10 protein-coding genes are annotated in these 18172 nt (G+C 45.1%); all 10 read left to right on the top strand.

The genetic code is table 11. The features are described from left to right. Positions 1-605 precede the first annotated feature (605 nt). The 10 genes from B050_RS0116305 to B050_RS0116260 all read left to right on the top strand — a co-directional run bounded on the left by B050_RS0116305 (position 606) and on the right by B050_RS0116260 (position 18153). A complete protein-coding gene (locus tag B050_RS0116305; RefSeq protein ID WP_018475017.1) occupies positions 606-1628 on the top strand; it encodes a LacI family DNA-binding transcriptional regulator in 1023 nt (340 codons plus the stop codon). 1356 nt (positions 1629-2984) lie between these two features. After that, positions 2985-4208 carry a DUF4861 domain-containing protein gene (locus tag B050_RS0116300; RefSeq protein WP_157492848.1) on the top strand — a complete coding sequence of 408 codons (1224 nt, stop codon included), beginning with the start codon at positions 2985-2987 and terminating at the stop codon, positions 4206-4208. An 81-nt stretch (positions 4209-4289) separates the two neighbouring features. Continuing rightward, complete coding sequence (locus B050_RS0116295; protein WP_018475015.1) at positions 4290-5243, top strand: ROK family protein; 954 nt, start codon at positions 4290-4292, stop codon at positions 5241-5243. A gap of 72 nt (positions 5244-5315) precedes the next feature. After that, positions 5316-7319, top strand: a complete 2004-nt coding sequence (locus B050_RS0116290; RefSeq protein WP_018475014.1) for a glycoside hydrolase family 97 protein — start codon at positions 5316-5318, stop codon at positions 7317-7319. Between the two features lie 16 nt (positions 7320-7335). Beyond that, on the top strand, positions 7336-9633 hold the full coding sequence (locus tag B050_RS0116285) for a heparinase II/III domain-containing protein (RefSeq protein WP_018475013.1): 2298 nt from the start codon (positions 7336-7338) through the stop codon (positions 9631-9633). Between the two features lie 3 nt (positions 9634-9636). After that, complete coding sequence (locus B050_RS0116280; RefSeq protein WP_018475012.1) at positions 9637-10914, top strand: glycoside hydrolase family 88 protein; 1278 nt, start codon at positions 9637-9639, stop codon at positions 10912-10914. A gap of 50 nt (positions 10915-10964) precedes the next feature. Continuing rightward, a complete protein-coding gene (locus B050_RS0116275) occupies positions 10965-12290 on the top strand; it encodes a sugar porter family MFS transporter (RefSeq protein ID WP_018475011.1) in 1326 nt (441 codons plus the stop codon). Between the two features lie 232 nt (positions 12291-12522). Beyond that, a complete protein-coding gene (locus B050_RS0116270) occupies positions 12523-15228 on the top strand; it encodes a hypothetical protein (protein ID WP_052308758.1) in 2706 nt (901 codons plus the stop codon). A gap of 7 nt (positions 15229-15235) precedes the next feature. Continuing rightward, positions 15236-16702: a sulfatase-like hydrolase/transferase gene (locus tag B050_RS0116265; protein WP_018475009.1), complete on the top strand. Its 1467-nt coding sequence runs from the start codon at positions 15236-15238 to the stop codon at positions 16700-16702. Then, positions 16699-18153 (top strand): sulfatase-like hydrolase/transferase, encoded by a 1455-nt coding sequence (locus tag B050_RS0116260; protein ID WP_018475008.1) that lies wholly within the window; start codon positions 16699-16701, stop codon positions 18151-18153. Before B050_RS0116265 ends, B050_RS0116260 begins: the two co-directional genes overlap by 4 nt. Positions 18154-18172: the final 19 nt, after the last annotated feature.

Here is an 18172-nt window from a genome sequence, read left to right as displayed (position 1 = left end):
AGGATTGGAAAAACTGAGAAACAATAACTGCTTAGCAGAAATGTAAGCATTCAAGGTGAGCGAGTGGACAGCCTTATTTTTAAGAATAAACCCTAGATTTAGCCAAGTGTCAGGCACTAAGGGTGACCCTGAAAGGAATTTTATACTTCTTTTTGTGTAAGAAAACCCAACAGTAAAGATCATTTTGACTAAGCCTAATGAAAGGTGATTTACCCAATAGGTCTATCTATCAAAGGGAAGGGGCCTTCCCTGTAATATTCGGAGCAACAAGCGAAGGAGTACCGTTTACTGGTTATAGGGAATGTATTTTCACAGATATTCTGGGCTTAGGACAATTTGGGTGGATGATGTACCTTTATTTCAAAAGCAGTAAGGAATATGAACCTTTATTTGAATATTTATAGGATTTATTTTAGATAGGGGTTTTGACCAAAAAATAGCGGGTTTCCTGATGATTTTTGATATAAGTGATTGATTTATAGTTTTATAGGTGTCTGTAAATTGATTTACCAATTTAATATGGGGTCTAGGCCTTCCTGATGGACTGAGAACTGGCTTGGGATACGATTCTCATCTTTTATAAATAGTGTTATATTTACGTTATTATGTCTAAGAAAAGGATTTCCATTACCGATATTGCCAAGGAGCTGAATGTTTCCATCACCACTGTTTCATTTATTTTGAACAATAAAGCCAAGGGGAAAATCAGCGAGGAGGTTATCAAAAAAGTCCAGAATTACGTCAAGGAGGTAGGTTATAAGCCTAACCAGTTGGCGCAGGGATTACGGACGGGAAAATCCAATATCATAGTCTTTATGGTGGAGGACATATCGGATGCATTTTTCTCGAGCATATCCCGTTTGATGGAGGAGAAGGCTTATGAGAATGGATACAAATTACTTTTTTGCAGCACCGAAAATGACGCACAGAAGACCCGGGATCTCGTGCAGCTGTTTAAGGACAGACAGGTGGATGGTTATATTATCACCCCACCATCAGACTTTGAGGAGGACATCAAGCAATTATTGCAAGAGGGACAGCCCGTAGTATTATTTGACAGGTATTTTGAATCCATTGATGTGAGTCATGTCATTATTGACAATATGGAAAGTACCTTCAAGTCAATAAAACATATGGTCGAGGGAGGTTATAGGAATATCGGTTTTGTCACTCTGGATTCCAGTCAGTCGCAGATGGTGGACCGGCTAAATGGTTACCAAAAAGCCATCGATTTATATGATCTGAAGAGCAATGTCCTTGAAATCAATTTTAAGGATCTCAAAAATAAAAAGACAGGGGATCAGGTGGAAGCATTTTTGAATAAAACACAGGATTTAGATGCTTTGTTTTTTGCTACTAACTACCTGGCTAAAAGTGGATTGCGGGTGCTGAAAAAGCTCCAAGTAGCGATACCCAGCCAGATGGGAGTCATGAGTTTTGATGATAGTGAGGTGTTTGAACTTTATTCGCCAACTATTTCTGCCCTTTCCCAGCCTATAGAATCCATCGCAGACAAGCTAATGGAAATCATGCTTAAGCAACTGAATATGCCGGATGGAAAAGAAAAGATAATCTATGCCGAACTGCCAGGAAGTCTCGTGGTGAGAGAATCCAGCTATAAGCCTTAATCCAATGGGTCTTACGGGGATCATCACTATATCCCTGCCTATCCACAATTCTTCTAAAACGATCCCTTCCTCCTGATTTTTGTAGGGGGTGAAAAGACTTTTTACCATTCGCTCAGACTTAAATAGCCATAGTGCAATGCCCTCAGGTCTGGAGGATTAGGGCTGAAGTGCATAGGCCTACCTGTCATACAATAAATTCTACAGCTTAACCCCAAATTCCCTGCTATTTATCCTTGGTATTTTAGCTTTTTTATTTGGTTTTTTGAAAAAACATAGGCATTTTAGTAAAACAATTTACCTTTGAGGTTTTAGTGGGAGAAAATCCCTTCCGGGAATTTTGTTCCCGGCAAATTAATCCATAAATATCACTGCTGTAAATCAGCTTTCTCTGGGCTAGAGCTATCAATAATAGATAGGAACATCATAGGATATAAGTTCGGGAATGATGCAGGTAATTCCTTTTAGCTATCGCTTTCAGGCATGGGAGAGATTTGGGAATAGCTGCTAGCGGTATCGAATCAGGATAGAAAATAGACAGGGTGATCTTTGACATTATTTAAAGGTCAATAAGGTATTATAGTAGAAATGAATCATAATAGGGGTTTTTAGTCAAACATGGCTTCTGAAAGTTCAGAAGTCATGTTTATTGCTTTCTAATCATTGAGGAATTTGAGCAAATTAAGGCTTGTTTTCCCTATCCAATGGAGGCTATTAATCCTTACTTATATAAACCATCAAGCCTAAAGAGCTCGTGAGGGATTGCCATTAAATACCGCTTTCGAGCCAGTATAGGCCGTATTTAATAGTATTGGCTATCAGCCAGAATAATGAAAATCAACGTAATGAAAATCAACTTTCTGGTTTATCCGAATCCGGTATTCCCTTCGATGGATCGCGCAAACCAATCCGATAATCTCACTTTTTAGGAAGATTTTATTAAAAAAAAGTAAAACCTTTTAATAAATCATTTTATATTTGAGAATTGATATTGGGAATAGTGCAGTTGGTCGTGTGATAGGAGTGAATATTTCATAATAAGCAGAATATAATTTCATGAAACGTATAGTTTTATGATTTTAAAATAAGATTACTCTTCAGCCTCAATTAAGAAGAGAATCATGGGTACGTTCAATATTTGGGTTTTATAATATAGGTTTAATCTATTATTCAGGATTTTTGAGGGTTCAGGAATTTTGATTTCATTTATTAAAAGGTTTTATGAATTATACCTGACCTTCTTGGCTCTATTAGCCCAAGACCATTTTAGCGAGATAAGTAATAATGAGTGTGGAAGGTCAATTTTGTAAGGGTTGAAGACTGACGAATTAAGATTTTAAGAATAGAATTTAAAGAAATATGGAGAGCAGTAGCAGGTCGATAGTGCGAGGAATGCCAGGAATCATGGTTTATGGTTTGGCATCTTTATTTATGAATTGCAGTTCCCCGGACACTTCTCGGGAGATAGTACTATCCAATCCATCAGAAGTGGACCGCAAATCAGTAACGGTGGACCTAGCACCAGCGGATTTTTCAGATTTACTTAGCAGTTCTGACAGTGGCCAGTTGGTAGTGGAGGAGATCGCATCGGGCAAGCTGCTGGTGGATCAGTGGATTGACATCGATGGGGATGAGGAGATGGATCAGTGGATTTTTCAGGTGGACCTGCAGGCCGGTGAAAGTAAGAAGTATAAGGTAAGACTGCTCCAGGAAGGAGAGGAAAAACCCAAGGCTCAGCATATGACGTATTCGCGATTTGTGCCTGAGCGTACCGACGATTATACCTGGGAGAATGACCGCGTGGCCTTCAGGACTTATGGGCCCGAAGCTCAGCGGCGAATAGAAGCATCTGAATATGGTGGGACGCTGTCCAGCGGCATGGATGCCTGGCTGAAAAGAGTAGAATACCCCATTATCAATTCCTGGTATGCCAAAAATACCGCGCAGGAAGGTGCTTACCATATCGACTCGGGAGAAGGATATGATCCCTATCATGTTGGCAGCAGCCGTGGAATAGGAGGAACAGGCATCTGGCTGGAAGACTCTTTATATATCTCTAAGAATTTTATTTCCTATAAGAAAATTGCCGAAGGTCCTATACGTACAGTATTCCAATTGGAATACGCGCCATGGCAGGTGGGGGATACGCAGGTTTCGGAAACCAAACTGATAAGCTTGGACCTGGGGTCAAATCTCAGCCATTTTGTTTCTGAGTTCACAGGACTTGACCAGTCCTTAAGCCCGGCCATAGGTATTAGCCTCCATGATAAAAAGGGGACGGTAATGACTGATCCTGAGGCTGGTATTTTTAGGTATTGGGAAGCTATAGATGACTCTCATTTGGGATTGGGGATTGTAATGGCCCCCTCATCGATCGCCAGCTCAAAGGATCATCGGGTAGAATATCCGGATGGCAGTCATATCCTTGTGATCGGTGAAAAAAATGCGACTAAAGTCGAATATTACGCTGGTTTTGGCTGGGACAAAAGCGGCCAGTTTAATACCACTGAGGACTGGGATCACTATTTAAAATCCTTTGCCCAGACGCTCGCGAAACCCCTGGTGGTGGAAGTGGGGAAATAAATAAATCTAGAAAACAATAATGGCTGAGCTATGGAATCATTTATATGGAGCCATGCAGGACAATTTTAAAATATCAACTAAATGAAACCAAGTTTTAACCAAGAGAATTTGTGGGGAATTGATTTTGGTGGGACCAAGATAGAAGGAGTAATTCTATTGTCAGCCAAAGAGCCAGAGGTGATTTTCAGGTATAGAGTGGAGACACAATCCCACCTGGGTTATGAACATATTTTGGGGCAATTCCACAAGCTCTTTAGCATCATGGTGGCAGAGGCGGGCTACTCCCCAAGCCTGCTAGGTGTGGGAAGTCCTGGGACCTATATTCCCCAAAAGCGGCAGATGAAGAACTGCAATGCGATCGTGGTAAACGGCCAGCCCTTCAAGGAGGACCTTCAGCGGGTGCTGGGAGTGGATATTATATTGGCGAATGATGCCAATTGCTTTGCTCTGGCAGAGACCAAGCTCGGCGTGGTCAATGAACTCTATCCTGATGCAGAGGTGGTATTTGGAGTTATTCTTGGTACCGGCGTCGGTGGAGGAGTGGTGGTCCGCGGTGAGATCATCAATGGCAAGCATGGCATAGGCGGAGAATGGGGCCATAACCTGCTGGATAAGGCGGGAGACCTCTGTTATTGCGGCAAGAATGGCTGTAATGAGCAGATGATATCTGGCCCAGCCTTGGAGAAATACTATCATCGCTTGTCTGGAAGAAGGAAAACCCTGAGAGAAATAGCCTTATTGGCAGAAGTGGAGGCCGATCCAGATGCGGTAAAGACGATCTTCCGACTGACAGACGGCTTTGCCAAAGCCCTGAGTGTGGTGGTGAATATCATTGACCCGGACGTCATCGTGCTCGGTGGAGGAGTGAGCAATATTGAAAATATCTATAAAGACAGCCTGCTGACTCTCAATAAAATGGTTTTCAATAATAGCTTTGACGCCCCATTGGTGAAGGCTAAGCTGGGAGATAGCGCCGGTGTCTTTGGTGCTGCCCTGCTGGTGGCTAAAGAAAAGTCAGTTTATGAAGAAAATTAGAATGTGCTAATACAAGATTTCGAAGGCGTCAATGCCCCTTGAAATCTGGAAATATAATTCACCCAAAAACCTATGATTAAAATAACCTACCAAAAACTGGTCCTCTATGCCTTTTCAATTTTGGCAACGCCACTGTGTATAGGACAGGAAATAATAGAAAATAGCCAAAAGGAAGTGGTGTCTCCCAATGGTGATTTTAGATTCTTAGTGTACCAAAGGGATTTGGGGGAAGGAAAAAAACAGCTGCATTATTCCCTTACTTTTAAGGAGAAAGAGATCATCCTGGAGTCCGAGCTTGGGGTATTGATTGAAAACCAACTTTTTGAATCGGCGCTTTCGGTGCCAGAAGATACGACAGAACTATGGAGCCAAAACCTGGACCTCATCGGCCAAAGTACAGATAGCCGTAAGGCGACCTGGACGCCAGTGTATGGAGAACGAAGTGAAATTGTCGATCATTATAATGAACTAACGCTGCATTTCCAGAAATTCGGAAATCAGCAGGGATCGCTGGAAGAGGGGCATGCGGGGACCTCCTATGATAAGCGGCAGCAGTACGAAATGGACCTGATCATCAGGGCTTATGATGAAGGACTGGCCTTCTGCTATTCTTTTCCCGAATCGAAAAACGGACTTTTTTTGCATATCGCTGGAGAGCAGACCTCCTTTACTTTTCCTGAAGAAACTTATGCTTATTATGAACTTTGGGCTCAGGGGCCCTATGAGCGCAAGCCTCTGAAGGATTGGGAGGGTGAAAGCGAGCGTCCGCTTACTTTGAGCCTGAAGAATGGACTTACCGTAGCCCTTACCGAAGCTCGGCTAGTGGATTTTGCCCGGACAAAATTCCGGCTGAGTGATCATAAACCTGCCACCTTAGAGACCTCCCTATACAATCAAGTAGATGTGATTACACCCTTCCGCAGTCCCTGGAGGGTGATCATGGCGGCGGATTCTCCTGGCCAATTAATTGAAAATAATGATTTGATCCTCAACCTTAATACAGAGAATAAAATTGAAGATACCTCCTGGATCAAGCCTGGGAAGGTATTCCGCTCGGGACTGACGACAGAGGCCGTAATGGAAGCGGTGGATTTTGCGGTATCCCGCAACTTGCAGTATGTCCACTTAGACGCAGGATGGTATGGGCCAGAGATGAAAGTCTCCTCCGATGCCAGCACCGTGGACCCTACCATAGGCCTAAACCTTCCTCAGGTCATCAGCTATGGGGAAAGTAAGGGCATAGGCCTCATCGTATATGTCAATCAAAGGGCTTTGGCGCAGCAGCTGGACGAAATACTGCCGCTATATCAGGAATGGGGGCTCAAGGGAATCAAGTTTGGATTTGTACATATTGGCTCTGATAAATGGACCAGCTGGATGCATGAGGCCATCCGTAAAGCTGCAGATCATCAGCTGATGGTCAATGTTCATGATGAATATCGCCCTACAGGCTTCAGTCGTACCTATCCCAACCTGATGACCCAGGAAGGCATTCGAGGAAATGAAGAAATGCCCGATGCAGACCATAATACCATCTTGCCATTTACCCGCTACCTGGCTGGGGCCGCAGATTATACCATCTGCTATTTTAGCAATCGCATAAAAACCAGCCATGCCCACCAGCTGGCCTTAGCGGCAATATACTATAGCCCCCTGCAATACCTGTATTGGTATGATAAGCCGGAGTTCTATAAAGGAGAGGCTGAGTTGGCGTTTTTTGATAAAATAAAGACCGTCTGGGATGATACCCAGGTGCTGCATGGACAAATCGGAGAATACATTACGGTGGCCCGCTGCTCGAAGCAGGAATGGTTTATAGGAAGTATTACCAACACCGAGCCCAGGGAGATCACCTATGATTTGGATTTTCTCGATCAGGACAAAAGCTATATCGCTCATATCTATATAGACGATCCCAGCATGGACAGCAGGACCCAGGTGAGGAGTCTGCGCTATACCGTTACCGCGGCGGATCAACTGAGTTTTGACCTGGAGGCCAGCGGTGGCGCGGCGGTATATATATCCCCTGCAACTGACTCCAGCGAGGTGAAGAAATTACCGAAAGGCCATTTATAATCTAATTAAGTAGCTAATGATCAGGGTATTCATATCAATCGTATTCAGTGTATTATTTGTTGGGCTAAGTGGAAATAGCTTTGCGCAGAAAAGAGACTACTTATTATATACTGATGATAATATCGAAAGGCTAAAGGCTCAAATAAAAGACGATGATATAGTGGAGAAGGCCTGGCAGGATCAGCTCGAAAAAGCCGATAAAGTCCTACAATCATCACGACAGAATGCAGCAGATTGCCAGGTGCTAGCATTGGCTTACCGGATGACCGGCAAGGACGTTTATGCCAAAAAAATCAGAGATATTTTATTGTCCTCCATTGATACAGAAACATGGGAGAGCCAGGGGCTGCTGAATCGAAGTCCTTCGTGGACAGGAGGTCTGAAAACTTCCCATACCTCGTTTTTCTTATCTCTGGGCTTTGATGCGGCTTATGGGTATTTGTCGAAAGAGGATAAAATGAAAATAGCGGAAGGCATCGTGAGGCTAGGCATAAAACCGCAAATGGCAAACTGGCTATCTCCTGAGACTAGCTTCCACACTTTTGATACCATGGGGCATAACTGGTGGAGTGCCTGTGTCTATATGGCTGGACTATCGGCCATTGCGGTGCGAAATGAAATCCCCGAGGCCCAGACCTGGATCAGCGAAATAGCAGGTACCGCTGCGGAGTGGATCGGCTATTCTGGATCTGTGCTGCAAAACAAGATACCCACCTTCGATCAGGATGGTGGATTTTACGAAAGCATCAATTATGCGGCTTATGGGGTTTCTCAGTATTTACTATTCCGATATGCCATGGAGAATGCTATGTCCTCCATGGAGCAAGAGGATTTTCCGATTCTGGAGAAGTTCGTGGATTTCTTTATCCAAACTACCTATTACGTGAAAGATGATGCTCCCATGTCGGTGAATTTCGGAGATACCGACATCCATCGAAATGGAAATTCATGCGTGGTCCTGCTATATAATCTGGGCTATCAGGACGAGCGGTACGCTTGGTACCTTGATAAGGTAAATGTAGGTAGCGACATGGAAGGCTTAGAACTTAATTCGCCCATAGGGCTGATTTTACATCCTGACCTTCCTGATTTGGATCCTGGGTTTAGGCCTGATCTGGCCACCTCCCACCTGTATGAGGAGATGGATTGGGCTACTATGCGTAGTTCCTGGGATGATAATGCCAGCCTGTTAGCAGTAAAATCTGGTTTTAGCTGGAACCATGCTCATGCGGATGCGGGCTCTTTTATCTTATTTCACCAAGGCAAAAACCTCATTATTGATTCAGGAAATTCCTCCTATGGTAATCCCTTATACACGGAGTATTATTGCCAAAGTGAAGCACATAATGTGATTTTATTTGATGGGGAAGGACAGGATAGGAAAGACCCCTATTTCGGTACTGTCAATCATGGGGATTTACATCACCTGATAGAGGGCGAAAAATACAAGTACCTATTGGCGGATGCCTCCGGTCCCTATGCTCAGCTGCTGAGAAGGAATTACCGGAGCTTCTTATGGGTAGGGGATGTGATTCTGGTGATTGATGACCTTTTGGCTCATCAGCCGGGCAAGTTTGAGTGGCTATTGCATTATAATGGAACTTCTAAAAGAAATGGCCAATATCTATCCATAAAGGAGGGAGAAGCTGAGGTATTGGTGCAGGCACTTTATCCGGAGACCTTTCCTGATGGAGGCCTGCCACATGATTTTCCTGAGCAGATGCGCTTAGAGGAAAGAATGGGGTATAAGGATCATGAGCCCGAAAAGCAGCTGCCATATTGGTCCATTAGTCATCATGAGGAATCCATTAGGACCAAATTTATCAATGCCATCCTATTGAAGGAGGGAAGCAAGGAACTGCCAATACTTGAGAAATTTGAAGGAAAGGACTTTTTGGGTATCAGAATCACCCAAAATGGCGAGGTGACAGAAGTGTATTTTAACCTTCTGGCAGATGGTCGCATGAAGCATAGGAATAGTGTGATATCTATGAACGGATGGGAAACGGACGCCTACCTGACAGCACTAACTTTTGAAGCAGGTGTTGACCGAACCAAGCCGGAAAATGTTAAGCAGTTTTTTATTGGCCATGGCAGTTATTTGAGAAGGGAAGGACAGGTAATGGCTCATTCTCTATCAAAGTTTTATGGAGAAATAAGCCACGAAGGCACAGCCTATATCGATGGTCAGGCAGGGGCAAAGATCAGCTTAGGGAAATCCTCTTTCGGCAAGTTTCTACTAAACGGTCAGAAGGCAAGCTCAATGGAGAAAGACGAAAATGGGCTTTTCACCTTCCGCCTGCCTATCAAATAACAAATGAAGGACAATAACGATGAAACGATACTAAATATGATATTAGAAAATAGGAAAATAGCATTATCACTGCTCTCCATGATTATGATGTTTGGAGCATGTGAGGGTCCAAAGCAAAATAATGAGCAGGAGGAGCTAAGTCAGGAAGAGTTTAAGGTGGATGATCAGCTGGACTACTGTCTGGCACAGGCGGAGAAAACCCTGCAAATGATCCCTGAAGACTCGGTTTTTCCTCGTACGATCAAAAAGGGCGAAACGGCCTGGCGCTATGTGCCGGTGGAAGACTGGACCAGTGGATTTTGGCCGGGGACGCTATGGTACTTATACGAATATGCCCAAACTGAGCAATGGAAAGAGGCGGCAGATAAATACACCCGTTTTTTGACGCCTCTATCACTGCAGGCACCGCTGGATCATGATATTGGGTTTCAGATATTTTGCAGCTTTGGCAATGGCTATCGACTGACCGGTAATCCGGAGTACAAGCAGGTGATCCTAGATGCGGCAGACCAGCTTACCACCTTGTATAATCCCAATGTGGGTACTATCCTGAGTTGGCCCCGGGATGTGCCCAATATGGAATGGCCTCAGCATAATACCATCATGGACAATATGATGAACCTGGAGCTTCTGATGTGGAGTGCTGATAATGGGGGAGAGGAGCGTTTTGATTCCATAGCCATCGACCATGCCGAGACCACGATGGAGCATCATTTCCGGGAGGATTATTCTTCCTATCATGTGGTGGTATATGATCGTGAAAGTGGGGAGAAGATCAAGGGGGTGACGCATCAGGGTTATGCCGATTCCACGATGTGGGCGCGGGGCCAATCCTGGGCGATCTATGGCTATACCCTGGTATATAGAGAATCGAAAGATGCCAAATTCCTGGATTTTGCACAGAAAGTTACCGATGTGTACTTGGACCAATTGCCGGAAGATCTGATTCCTTACTGGGATTTCTCAGCGCCTGATATCCCTGATGCACCCAGAGATGCTTCTGCTGCGGCAGTGACGGCCTCCGCTTTATTGGAGCTGGGTCCCATGGTGGGCGGCGAAAAGGGAGCCAAGTATATGGAACTGGCCGAAAAAATGATCGTGGAATTGTCCTCTGAGCGCTATCAAAGTAGGGACCAAAATTCAGCTTTCTTACTGCATTCGACGGGTCATCATCCCGGAGGATCCGAAATCGATGCCTCCATCAATTATGCGGACTATTACTATGTAGAAGCCTTAATCAGGCTAAAGAAATATAAAGAGGCTCAGGCCAAAAAGAGCTGATTAATACGCCTGATATTTTAATGAATGATGAATCATAAACGGATACCTAAATGACTAAGAAATTATTTTTGGGAGCTATAGTAGCTTCTTTGGGGGGCTTGCTATTTGGGTTTGACACCGCCGTAATCTCCGGTGCGGAGCAGTCCATCAAGGAGGTATTTGGCTTGCAGGGTTTTGCCCATGGCTTCACCAATGCCATTGCGCTGATCGGGACTATCTTTGGTGCCATGTTTGCCGCCAAGCCCGGTGAGGCCTTTGGAAGGCGCAATACCTTGGTAGTGCTTGCGGTATTTTATGCGGTTTCTGCTTTGGGATGTGCGCTTACCGTGTCTTGGGAAGGTTTCTTGTTTTACCGTTTTCTTGGTGGACTAGGCGTAGGAGCTTCCTCCGTATTGGGCCCCATGTATATTTCCGAGATTGCCCCCGCCCAGTATCGAGGTAGATTGGTGGGGCTGTTTCAGTTCAATATCGTTTTCGGAATTTTACTGGCCTTCTTTTCAAATTATATAATCAATAATCTGATCGATGATCAGGCCTGGCGATGGATGCTGGGCGTGGAAGCCGTGCCGGCAGTATTGTTTTTACTATTATTATTTACCATTCCTCAGAGTCCACGATGGCTGGTCAAGGTGGGCAGGGATGAGATGGCGCTGAATGTATTGCAGAAACTGGGGACCTTAGATCCTCGCAATACCCTGACAGAGATCAAGGCTTCGCTAATGGATGGAGAGCATGCAGGAAGCGTGAAGCTTTTCAGTAGAAAATACCGTTATCCATTACTTCTCGCCTTTATGCTGGCCACATTCAACCAGTTTTCAGGGATCAATGCCATCATGTATTATGCCCCACGGATTTTTGGAATGACGGGGATCGGAGAAGATTCCGCCTTGCTGCAAGCCATAGCCATAGGACTTACCAATATGATCTTCACGGTATTGGCAATGACGGTAATTGATAAGATAGGTCGTAAGAAGCTGTTGATTATCGGATCTGTAGGGATGATCATCAGTCTCGGCCTTACCGCCTGGTCCTTTCATATACAGAATTTCTCCGGCTATGGAGTTTTAATTTATTTGATGGGATTCATTGCCAGTTTTGCCTTCTCGCAGGGGGCAGTGATCTGGGTATTTATTTCAGAGATATTCCCCAATTCAGTACGGGCAAGTGGGCAGGCATTTGGCACTTTTGTCCATTGGTTTTGGGCAGCGGTGATGACCTGGACCTTCCCTATGGTGGCTGAGCTGGCCAATGGAGGTGCTATAGCATTCGGTTTCTTCTTTGTGGCAATGGTTTTACACCTGTGGTTTGCGGTTAGATTCCTGCCAGAGACCAAGGGTAAATCCCTGGAGGACCTGCAGAAGCAATTGATAAAATAGTGCCTCGGCTCCAGGCGCAGTGATTTTATAGGGAAGAATAATTATTTGTCCCTCCAACATGCGGTTTCTGGTCAGGTGGAGGAATGGACTTCCAAAAGAAGCAAAGAATTGAGGCTTTATGGAGAAAAATATAGTAGTTCTTTTAAAAGGTTTTAGGCATATTTCGATTTGCAAGGAATCCACCCTTTGAGCCTTTAGTAATGGATTTTCTTACTGAAAAAAAAGCATAAGAATGATAATCAATATTGATCGATTAATAAGAGTAGTATTTGCGCTAAGTTGCCTGAGCTTGGGGATAGGAGATTCCATGGCTCAGTCGGTTTCTTCCGGGCAGGAGACGGCTTCCCATCCCGTATTATTTGGGGCTCAATACGACCGTTCTGCCTTAGAGCAGAAAATCCGCAATAATGGATGGGCAGAGGAAAGCTGGGAGGCATTATTAGCAGAAGTGGATCCCTATGTCAGCAGACACCAGACTGATCCGGACTGGATCGTTTCTCGTCTGGCGATGTACTGGAAGGAGGGTGAGCATTATACGCAATGCTATATCAAGGATCAGGATTGGGATTATGGTGAAGGCAATGCGCCGGTACCGACGGTTCGGCTGCCAGGCATGCGAAGGTGGAATGACTTCCGAAATGTCCCTCTGGAGGAGCGCACACCCTATAATGAGACTGGGGACATGTGGGGAATCAGCAGATCCTCGGGAGATAGCACACCTATATTGGTGCCTTATAAAGAAAGCGGACATATGATCCGAAATAATAATAAGGAGATCCTCGAACTAGCGGAGAAGGCTTCCTTTGTTTATTATATGACCCAGGACGAAAATTACGCTAAATTTTCTGCTGATATCCTTTGGACCTGGCTGATAGGTACCTACTATATGCAGCCGCCACTGGATCCTGAGCGCTCCTCCAAAGGCCCGGGTGGATATGAGCCGGGAGGAATTTTGGGTTATTATGATTACGAAGTGATCCATGATGATCGCCAATATCCCGCCGCCACAGCTTATGATTTTTTGCATGATTATATGATGGATAACCCTGCTGACCATTTAGCGCAGCTTGATATGAATGTTACCGATCTTGCGGGCCAGGTATTTAAGCGTTTTATAGAAATAGGATTGGTCCGTGGAGGTAGTAAGGGCAATTGGAATGTAAACCGCTACCGACATATCCTTAGCAGTATGCTGGTATTGGAGACCAACGACTATTATGAAGATGGCAAAGGACGGGAGTATTATATTCCTTATTATACCGAAATATCAAGGGAATACCACGATGCACTTCCAGAAATCATCAAGAATTATGACAAACATACCGGCTTATGGCCCGAGTCGCCTGGCTATGCTTCTGCGATGATTGGGGTGGTTTTGGAGATGGCTATGCCCTTATATGCTAATGGGGTAAATACCATCGGGGATAATCCACTCCTTCAAAAAGCGGCAATGGCTAATTTAGGATGGTTGGATCCAAGGGGCAATTTGGTGGTCTTTGGAGATATGAGAGGTGGCCCACTGGACTATGCGGTTTTTGAGCGCTTACTAACTTATTATACCTGGGAAGGCGACACTATCAATGCCCAGAAGATCGCTGCCGTGCTCAATAAAGGCTTCCAGGCCGGTCAGTACCAGAGGTCCAATGGCGGCTGGAGGGGGATCGTGCTGAACGAGCCCTTGAGCACTAAGGACAGTACCTTGCCCTATCATCGCGCTGCTTATTCGCCATTTCATAGGCATATGATTATGAAAAATGGTAATGATGATCAGGACGGCATGATGTTTACCCTATACGGAGGCCGGGAAGGAAGCCACCTTTCCTCTAATGGGCTTGCCTGGCAGTTCTACGGCAATGGATGGGCACTGGCTCCTGATGGAGCAGCATACGAGTCCTATTGGTCTGCTGATATGAACTACTATACAGGAGTTGTAGGAAGCAATACCATTGTTCAGGGATATAAAAAGGGGGAAATCACCATCAATGCGATGGATCCCTTCGTGCCAGCAGACGGCTTCTATAATGAGGTGACCACTTCCGAAAATTTCTCCTTTGCTGATATTAGCGCAGATGAAAAGCGAAGGATGATCGCCATGGTGAGGACATCGCCAAGCTCTGGTTATTATATTGATATATTTAGATCAGATCTGGAGGAAAATGATTATTTACATCATAGTTTAGGGAATGAACATCTGCTCACTACCACCAATGGAACAGCTTTGCCGCTGATGGAGGACTCCATTCCCAATGCCCCTCATCCGGCCTATTCTTATTTCTCGGAAGTAAAAAGCGTCAGGCATAGCGAGGATTTTAGGTCCTCTTGGATCTTATCGACCAGCTCGCCAAAGATCCATGTGGATATGTGGATGATGGGCCAGGAAGGCAGGACGATTTTCCAGATGGATGCCCCACCCACCACGCTGAGACCAGATGTCAGCCCGGAGCAAATAAATAAAAGCCCTGAGAAAACCCCAGCATTGTTGATTAGACAAACTGATAATAATGCGGCAACAAGCCCTTTTGTAGCTGTTTTTGAATCGTATGAGGAGGGTGAAAAGTCCATAGAAGAAATCACCAGGCTGCAAGCCTCCGAGCATTTTGTGAGCTTAAAAGTAAGTAGCAAGGATAATGAGCAGTATATCTTCAATGCCACAGATGAGCAGGAGTATAAAGGGGAGCATGACAGTGCTTTTGAAGGCATATTCGGCATAGCTTCCTTAAAAAATGGACGTCTGGAATACCTGTATTTGGGTAAAGGAAAGAAAATCAGGTTCGATGGTTATCAAATCGAAAGTCTTGAAGGCCCGATGAGCGCTGAGCTAAGATATAAGGAGGGTAAATACAGTTATAGCTCAGATCAGCCCATAAAAATCAGCCTTCCCAAGCAAGGTGAAAAGGAATATCCTGCTGGATATAATATTCAAATTACTATAGATTAACCTAAAAATGAAGATCAAAGACCATAGAGTATTAAGGTTTATATTCGCGATCCTTGTCGGGGGGATGATATCTTCTTGCGAGAGCAAAGAAGAAGCCAAACGTCCAAATTTCTTATTTGTGCTGGTGGACGATCAGTCGCCATTTGACTTGCAGGTATATGATGCCAAGTCCATCCTGGAAACTCCGAATATAAGTAAGCTGGCCTCCTCAGGTATGGTCTTCGAAAGTGCCCGTCATATGGGCTCCATGAATGGAGCGGTGTGCACGCCCTCCAGACATATGATCATGACAGGAAGGACGCTATGGCATCTTCCTCCAAGTGCTCAGTTTCAGAAACAAACCGACCCCCATCCCCTGGATGAGCAGAGCCTGCCGGCGGTGTTTAACAGGGCCGGATACCAAACGATGAGAACCTGTAAAGCAGGAAATTCGTACCCCGGAGCCAATAGGCTGTTTTCAGTGGTCAAAGATGCCACCAAGCGGGGAGGCACTGATGATACAGGCAGCGCATGGCATGCGGAGCAGGTGTTGGATTATTTAGGTGACCGTGAGGCCACCAAAGAGGAAGATCCATTTTTGATCTATTTTGGTTTTTCCCATCCTCATGATACTCGGGACGGCACGCCGGAACTATTGGAGAAATACGGTGCGGTAAATCATAAGGATGAAAATAGCCTTCCACCTGCCAACCCTAAACAACCCCCGCTTCAGGAAAATTACCTGATAGAGCATCCTTTCTTTCATGGACATCCACAGCTCAGAGATGAAGAGCGTGTCAGTGGGGTATGGAAAAATAGGGATGAGCAAACCGTACGAAATGAGTTAGGCCGTGAATATGCCTGCTCTGAGAATATTGATATCCAGCTGGGCAAGGTGCTGCAAAAGCTTAAAGACATGGGTGAGCTGGACAATACCTATATTATTTATACCTCCGACCATGGCATGTCCATAGGCCGTCATGGGCTGATGGGAAAGCAAAATCTCTATGAGCATACCTGGCGGGTTCCCTTCATCGTGCAAGGTCCCGGCATCAAAGCGGGACAGCGTGTAGAAGGTAATATTTACTTATTGGATGTCCTGCCTACACTATGTGATCTGGCGGGAATAGAGATTCCTGAAACAGTGGAAGGGAAAAGCTTCAAGCCTCTGCTCACCGGTGAAAAGCAAACGATCAGAGAGGTACAGTATGGAGTGTATTGCGGTGGTACCAAGCCGGGAATGAGGACGGTGCGAAAAGGAGATTGGAAACTCATCAAATACGATGTGATGGATGGAGAGGTGAGAGAAACACAACTCTTCAATCTAGCCGAAAACCCTCATGAATACCTTCCTGAGCACCAAATGACTGGAAAGATGGAGACGAACCTGGCAGGCCTGCCTGAGTATGAAGCGAAGCTGGAAGAAATGGAAGCCTTGCTGCTCGATCAAATGCAAAAGCATGATGACCCCTATAAACTTTGGAATCAAGAATGAAAAAAATGTATAAGTCAATTTCCCTCCTCCTTATTTTAGTGACGGTAAGTCTATTTTCATTTCATGAAAAGAAAAAGGTCTCAGGCCAGCCAAATATCGTGGTTATCTTATGCGATGATCTTGGATATGGGGATTTGTCCTCTTATGGTCATCCGGTGATTGAGACCCCCAACTTGGATAAGATGGCCTCTCAAGGTATGAAATTTTCGAATTTTTATTCTGCAGCTCCGGTATGCTCTCCCTCCCGGGTGGGATTATATACGGGGCGTAGCCCAAATAGAGCTGGGGTTTACGACTTTATTATTGGGGGACAAAAACAACGCCCTGATAATAGGGATATGGTTCACCTCCAGGCCCATGAGGAGACCATCTCTTCGAGGCTGAAGTCCGTGGGATATGCCACCTGCCTTTCGGGTAAATGGCATTGCAGCTCACTGTTTAACTCCGAGGAGCAGCCGACTCCCGATCATTTCGGTTTTGATCATTGGTTTGCCACGCACAATAATGCGGCGCCAAGTCACGAAAACCCTAATAATTTTGTCAGAAATGGGGAGAATCTTGGAGAGATCGAAGGGTACAGCTGCCAGATTGTGGTGGATGAGGCCGTTTCGTGGCTGGAAACCAAAGAAAAAGACCAGCCGTTTTACCTGCAGATTGCCTTCCATGAACCCCATGAGCCCGTGGCTTCTCCACAAGACCTGGTCGATAAATACTTACCCATGGCGGAAAACCTGAAGCAGGCAGAGTACTTTGCCAATGTGGCCAATGTGGACCTTGCGGTGGGAAGACTGATGGAATATATAGAGAAAAATTATGGTGAAAATACCCTGGTGATCTTTACCTCTGATAATGGCCCTGAGACACTCGACCGCTATCCCAAAGCCTCCCGATCTTATGGCTCTCCCGGAGACCTAAAGGGGATGAAACTCTGGACCAATGAGGCTGGGTTTAGGGTGCCGGGAATTATCTATTGGATGGGTCAGAAAGGCTATTCCGGAAACTCCGATGCGGTGGTTTCCTCATTGGATTTTATGCCTACTTTCTGCGAACTGGCGGGAGCAGAGCTTCCAGATCGGGAATTAGATGGAGAGTCGATCGTACCCCTGTTGAAGTCTGGGAAGTTTGATCGGAAGACGCCTTTGTTATGGAGTTTCTATAACGCTCTGAATGACCAGGTAGTGGCCATGCGTGATGGCGATTGGAAGATATTAGCCAGGCTAAAGATGGACAACGATTACCTACCTAAAATTCAAAATGTTTATACTGGCAATGAAGATTCGGTAAGGCAGGCTAGCTTGACGGATTTCGAATTGTACCATATGAAAAACGACAAAGAAGAGGCCATTGACCTAGCTGGAAAAAATACCAAGGACCTCCGAAGGATGAAAAAACTTCTGGAATCTGAATATCAGAAATTACTGGACGATAGTCATATCTGGACTCGAGACTGACCCCTTTGGGATTGATCTG

This window comes from Echinicola pacifica DSM 19836, from assembly GCF_000373245.1.
Classification (GTDB): Bacteria; Bacteroidota; Bacteroidia; order Cytophagales; family Cyclobacteriaceae; genus Echinicola; species Echinicola pacifica.
This window is presented reverse-complemented; position numbering and strand designations above follow the sequence as displayed.

What these genes read in the sequence shown, in the direction of transcription:
- B050_RS0116305 (WP_018475017.1), top strand. Translation starts at nt 606, where the DNA reads ATGTCTAAGAAAAGGATTTCCATTACCGATATTGCCAAGGAGCTGAAT.
- B050_RS0116300 (WP_157492848.1), top strand. Translation starts at nt 2,985, where the DNA reads ATGGAGAGCAGTAGCAGGTCGATAGTGCGAGGAATGCCAGGAATCATG.
- B050_RS0116295 (WP_018475015.1), top strand. Translation starts at nt 4,290, where the DNA reads ATGAAACCAAGTTTTAACCAAGAGAATTTGTGGGGAATTGATTTTGGT.
- B050_RS0116290 (WP_018475014.1), top strand. Translation starts at nt 5,316, where the DNA reads ATGATTAAAATAACCTACCAAAAACTGGTCCTCTATGCCTTTTCAATT.
- B050_RS0116285 (WP_018475013.1), top strand. Translation starts at nt 7,336, where the DNA reads ATGATCAGGGTATTCATATCAATCGTATTCAGTGTATTATTTGTTGGG.
- B050_RS0116280 (WP_018475012.1), top strand. Translation starts at nt 9,637, where the DNA reads ATGAAGGACAATAACGATGAAACGATACTAAATATGATATTAGAAAAT.
- B050_RS0116275 (WP_018475011.1), top strand. Translation starts at nt 10,965, where the DNA reads ATGACTAAGAAATTATTTTTGGGAGCTATAGTAGCTTCTTTGGGGGGC.
- B050_RS0116270 (WP_052308758.1), top strand. Translation starts at nt 12,523, where the DNA reads ATGATAATCAATATTGATCGATTAATAAGAGTAGTATTTGCGCTAAGT.
- B050_RS0116265 (WP_018475009.1), top strand. Translation starts at nt 15,236, where the DNA reads ATGAAGATCAAAGACCATAGAGTATTAAGGTTTATATTCGCGATCCTT.
- B050_RS0116260 (WP_018475008.1), top strand. Translation starts at nt 16,699, where the DNA reads ATGAAAAAAATGTATAAGTCAATTTCCCTCCTCCTTATTTTAGTGACG.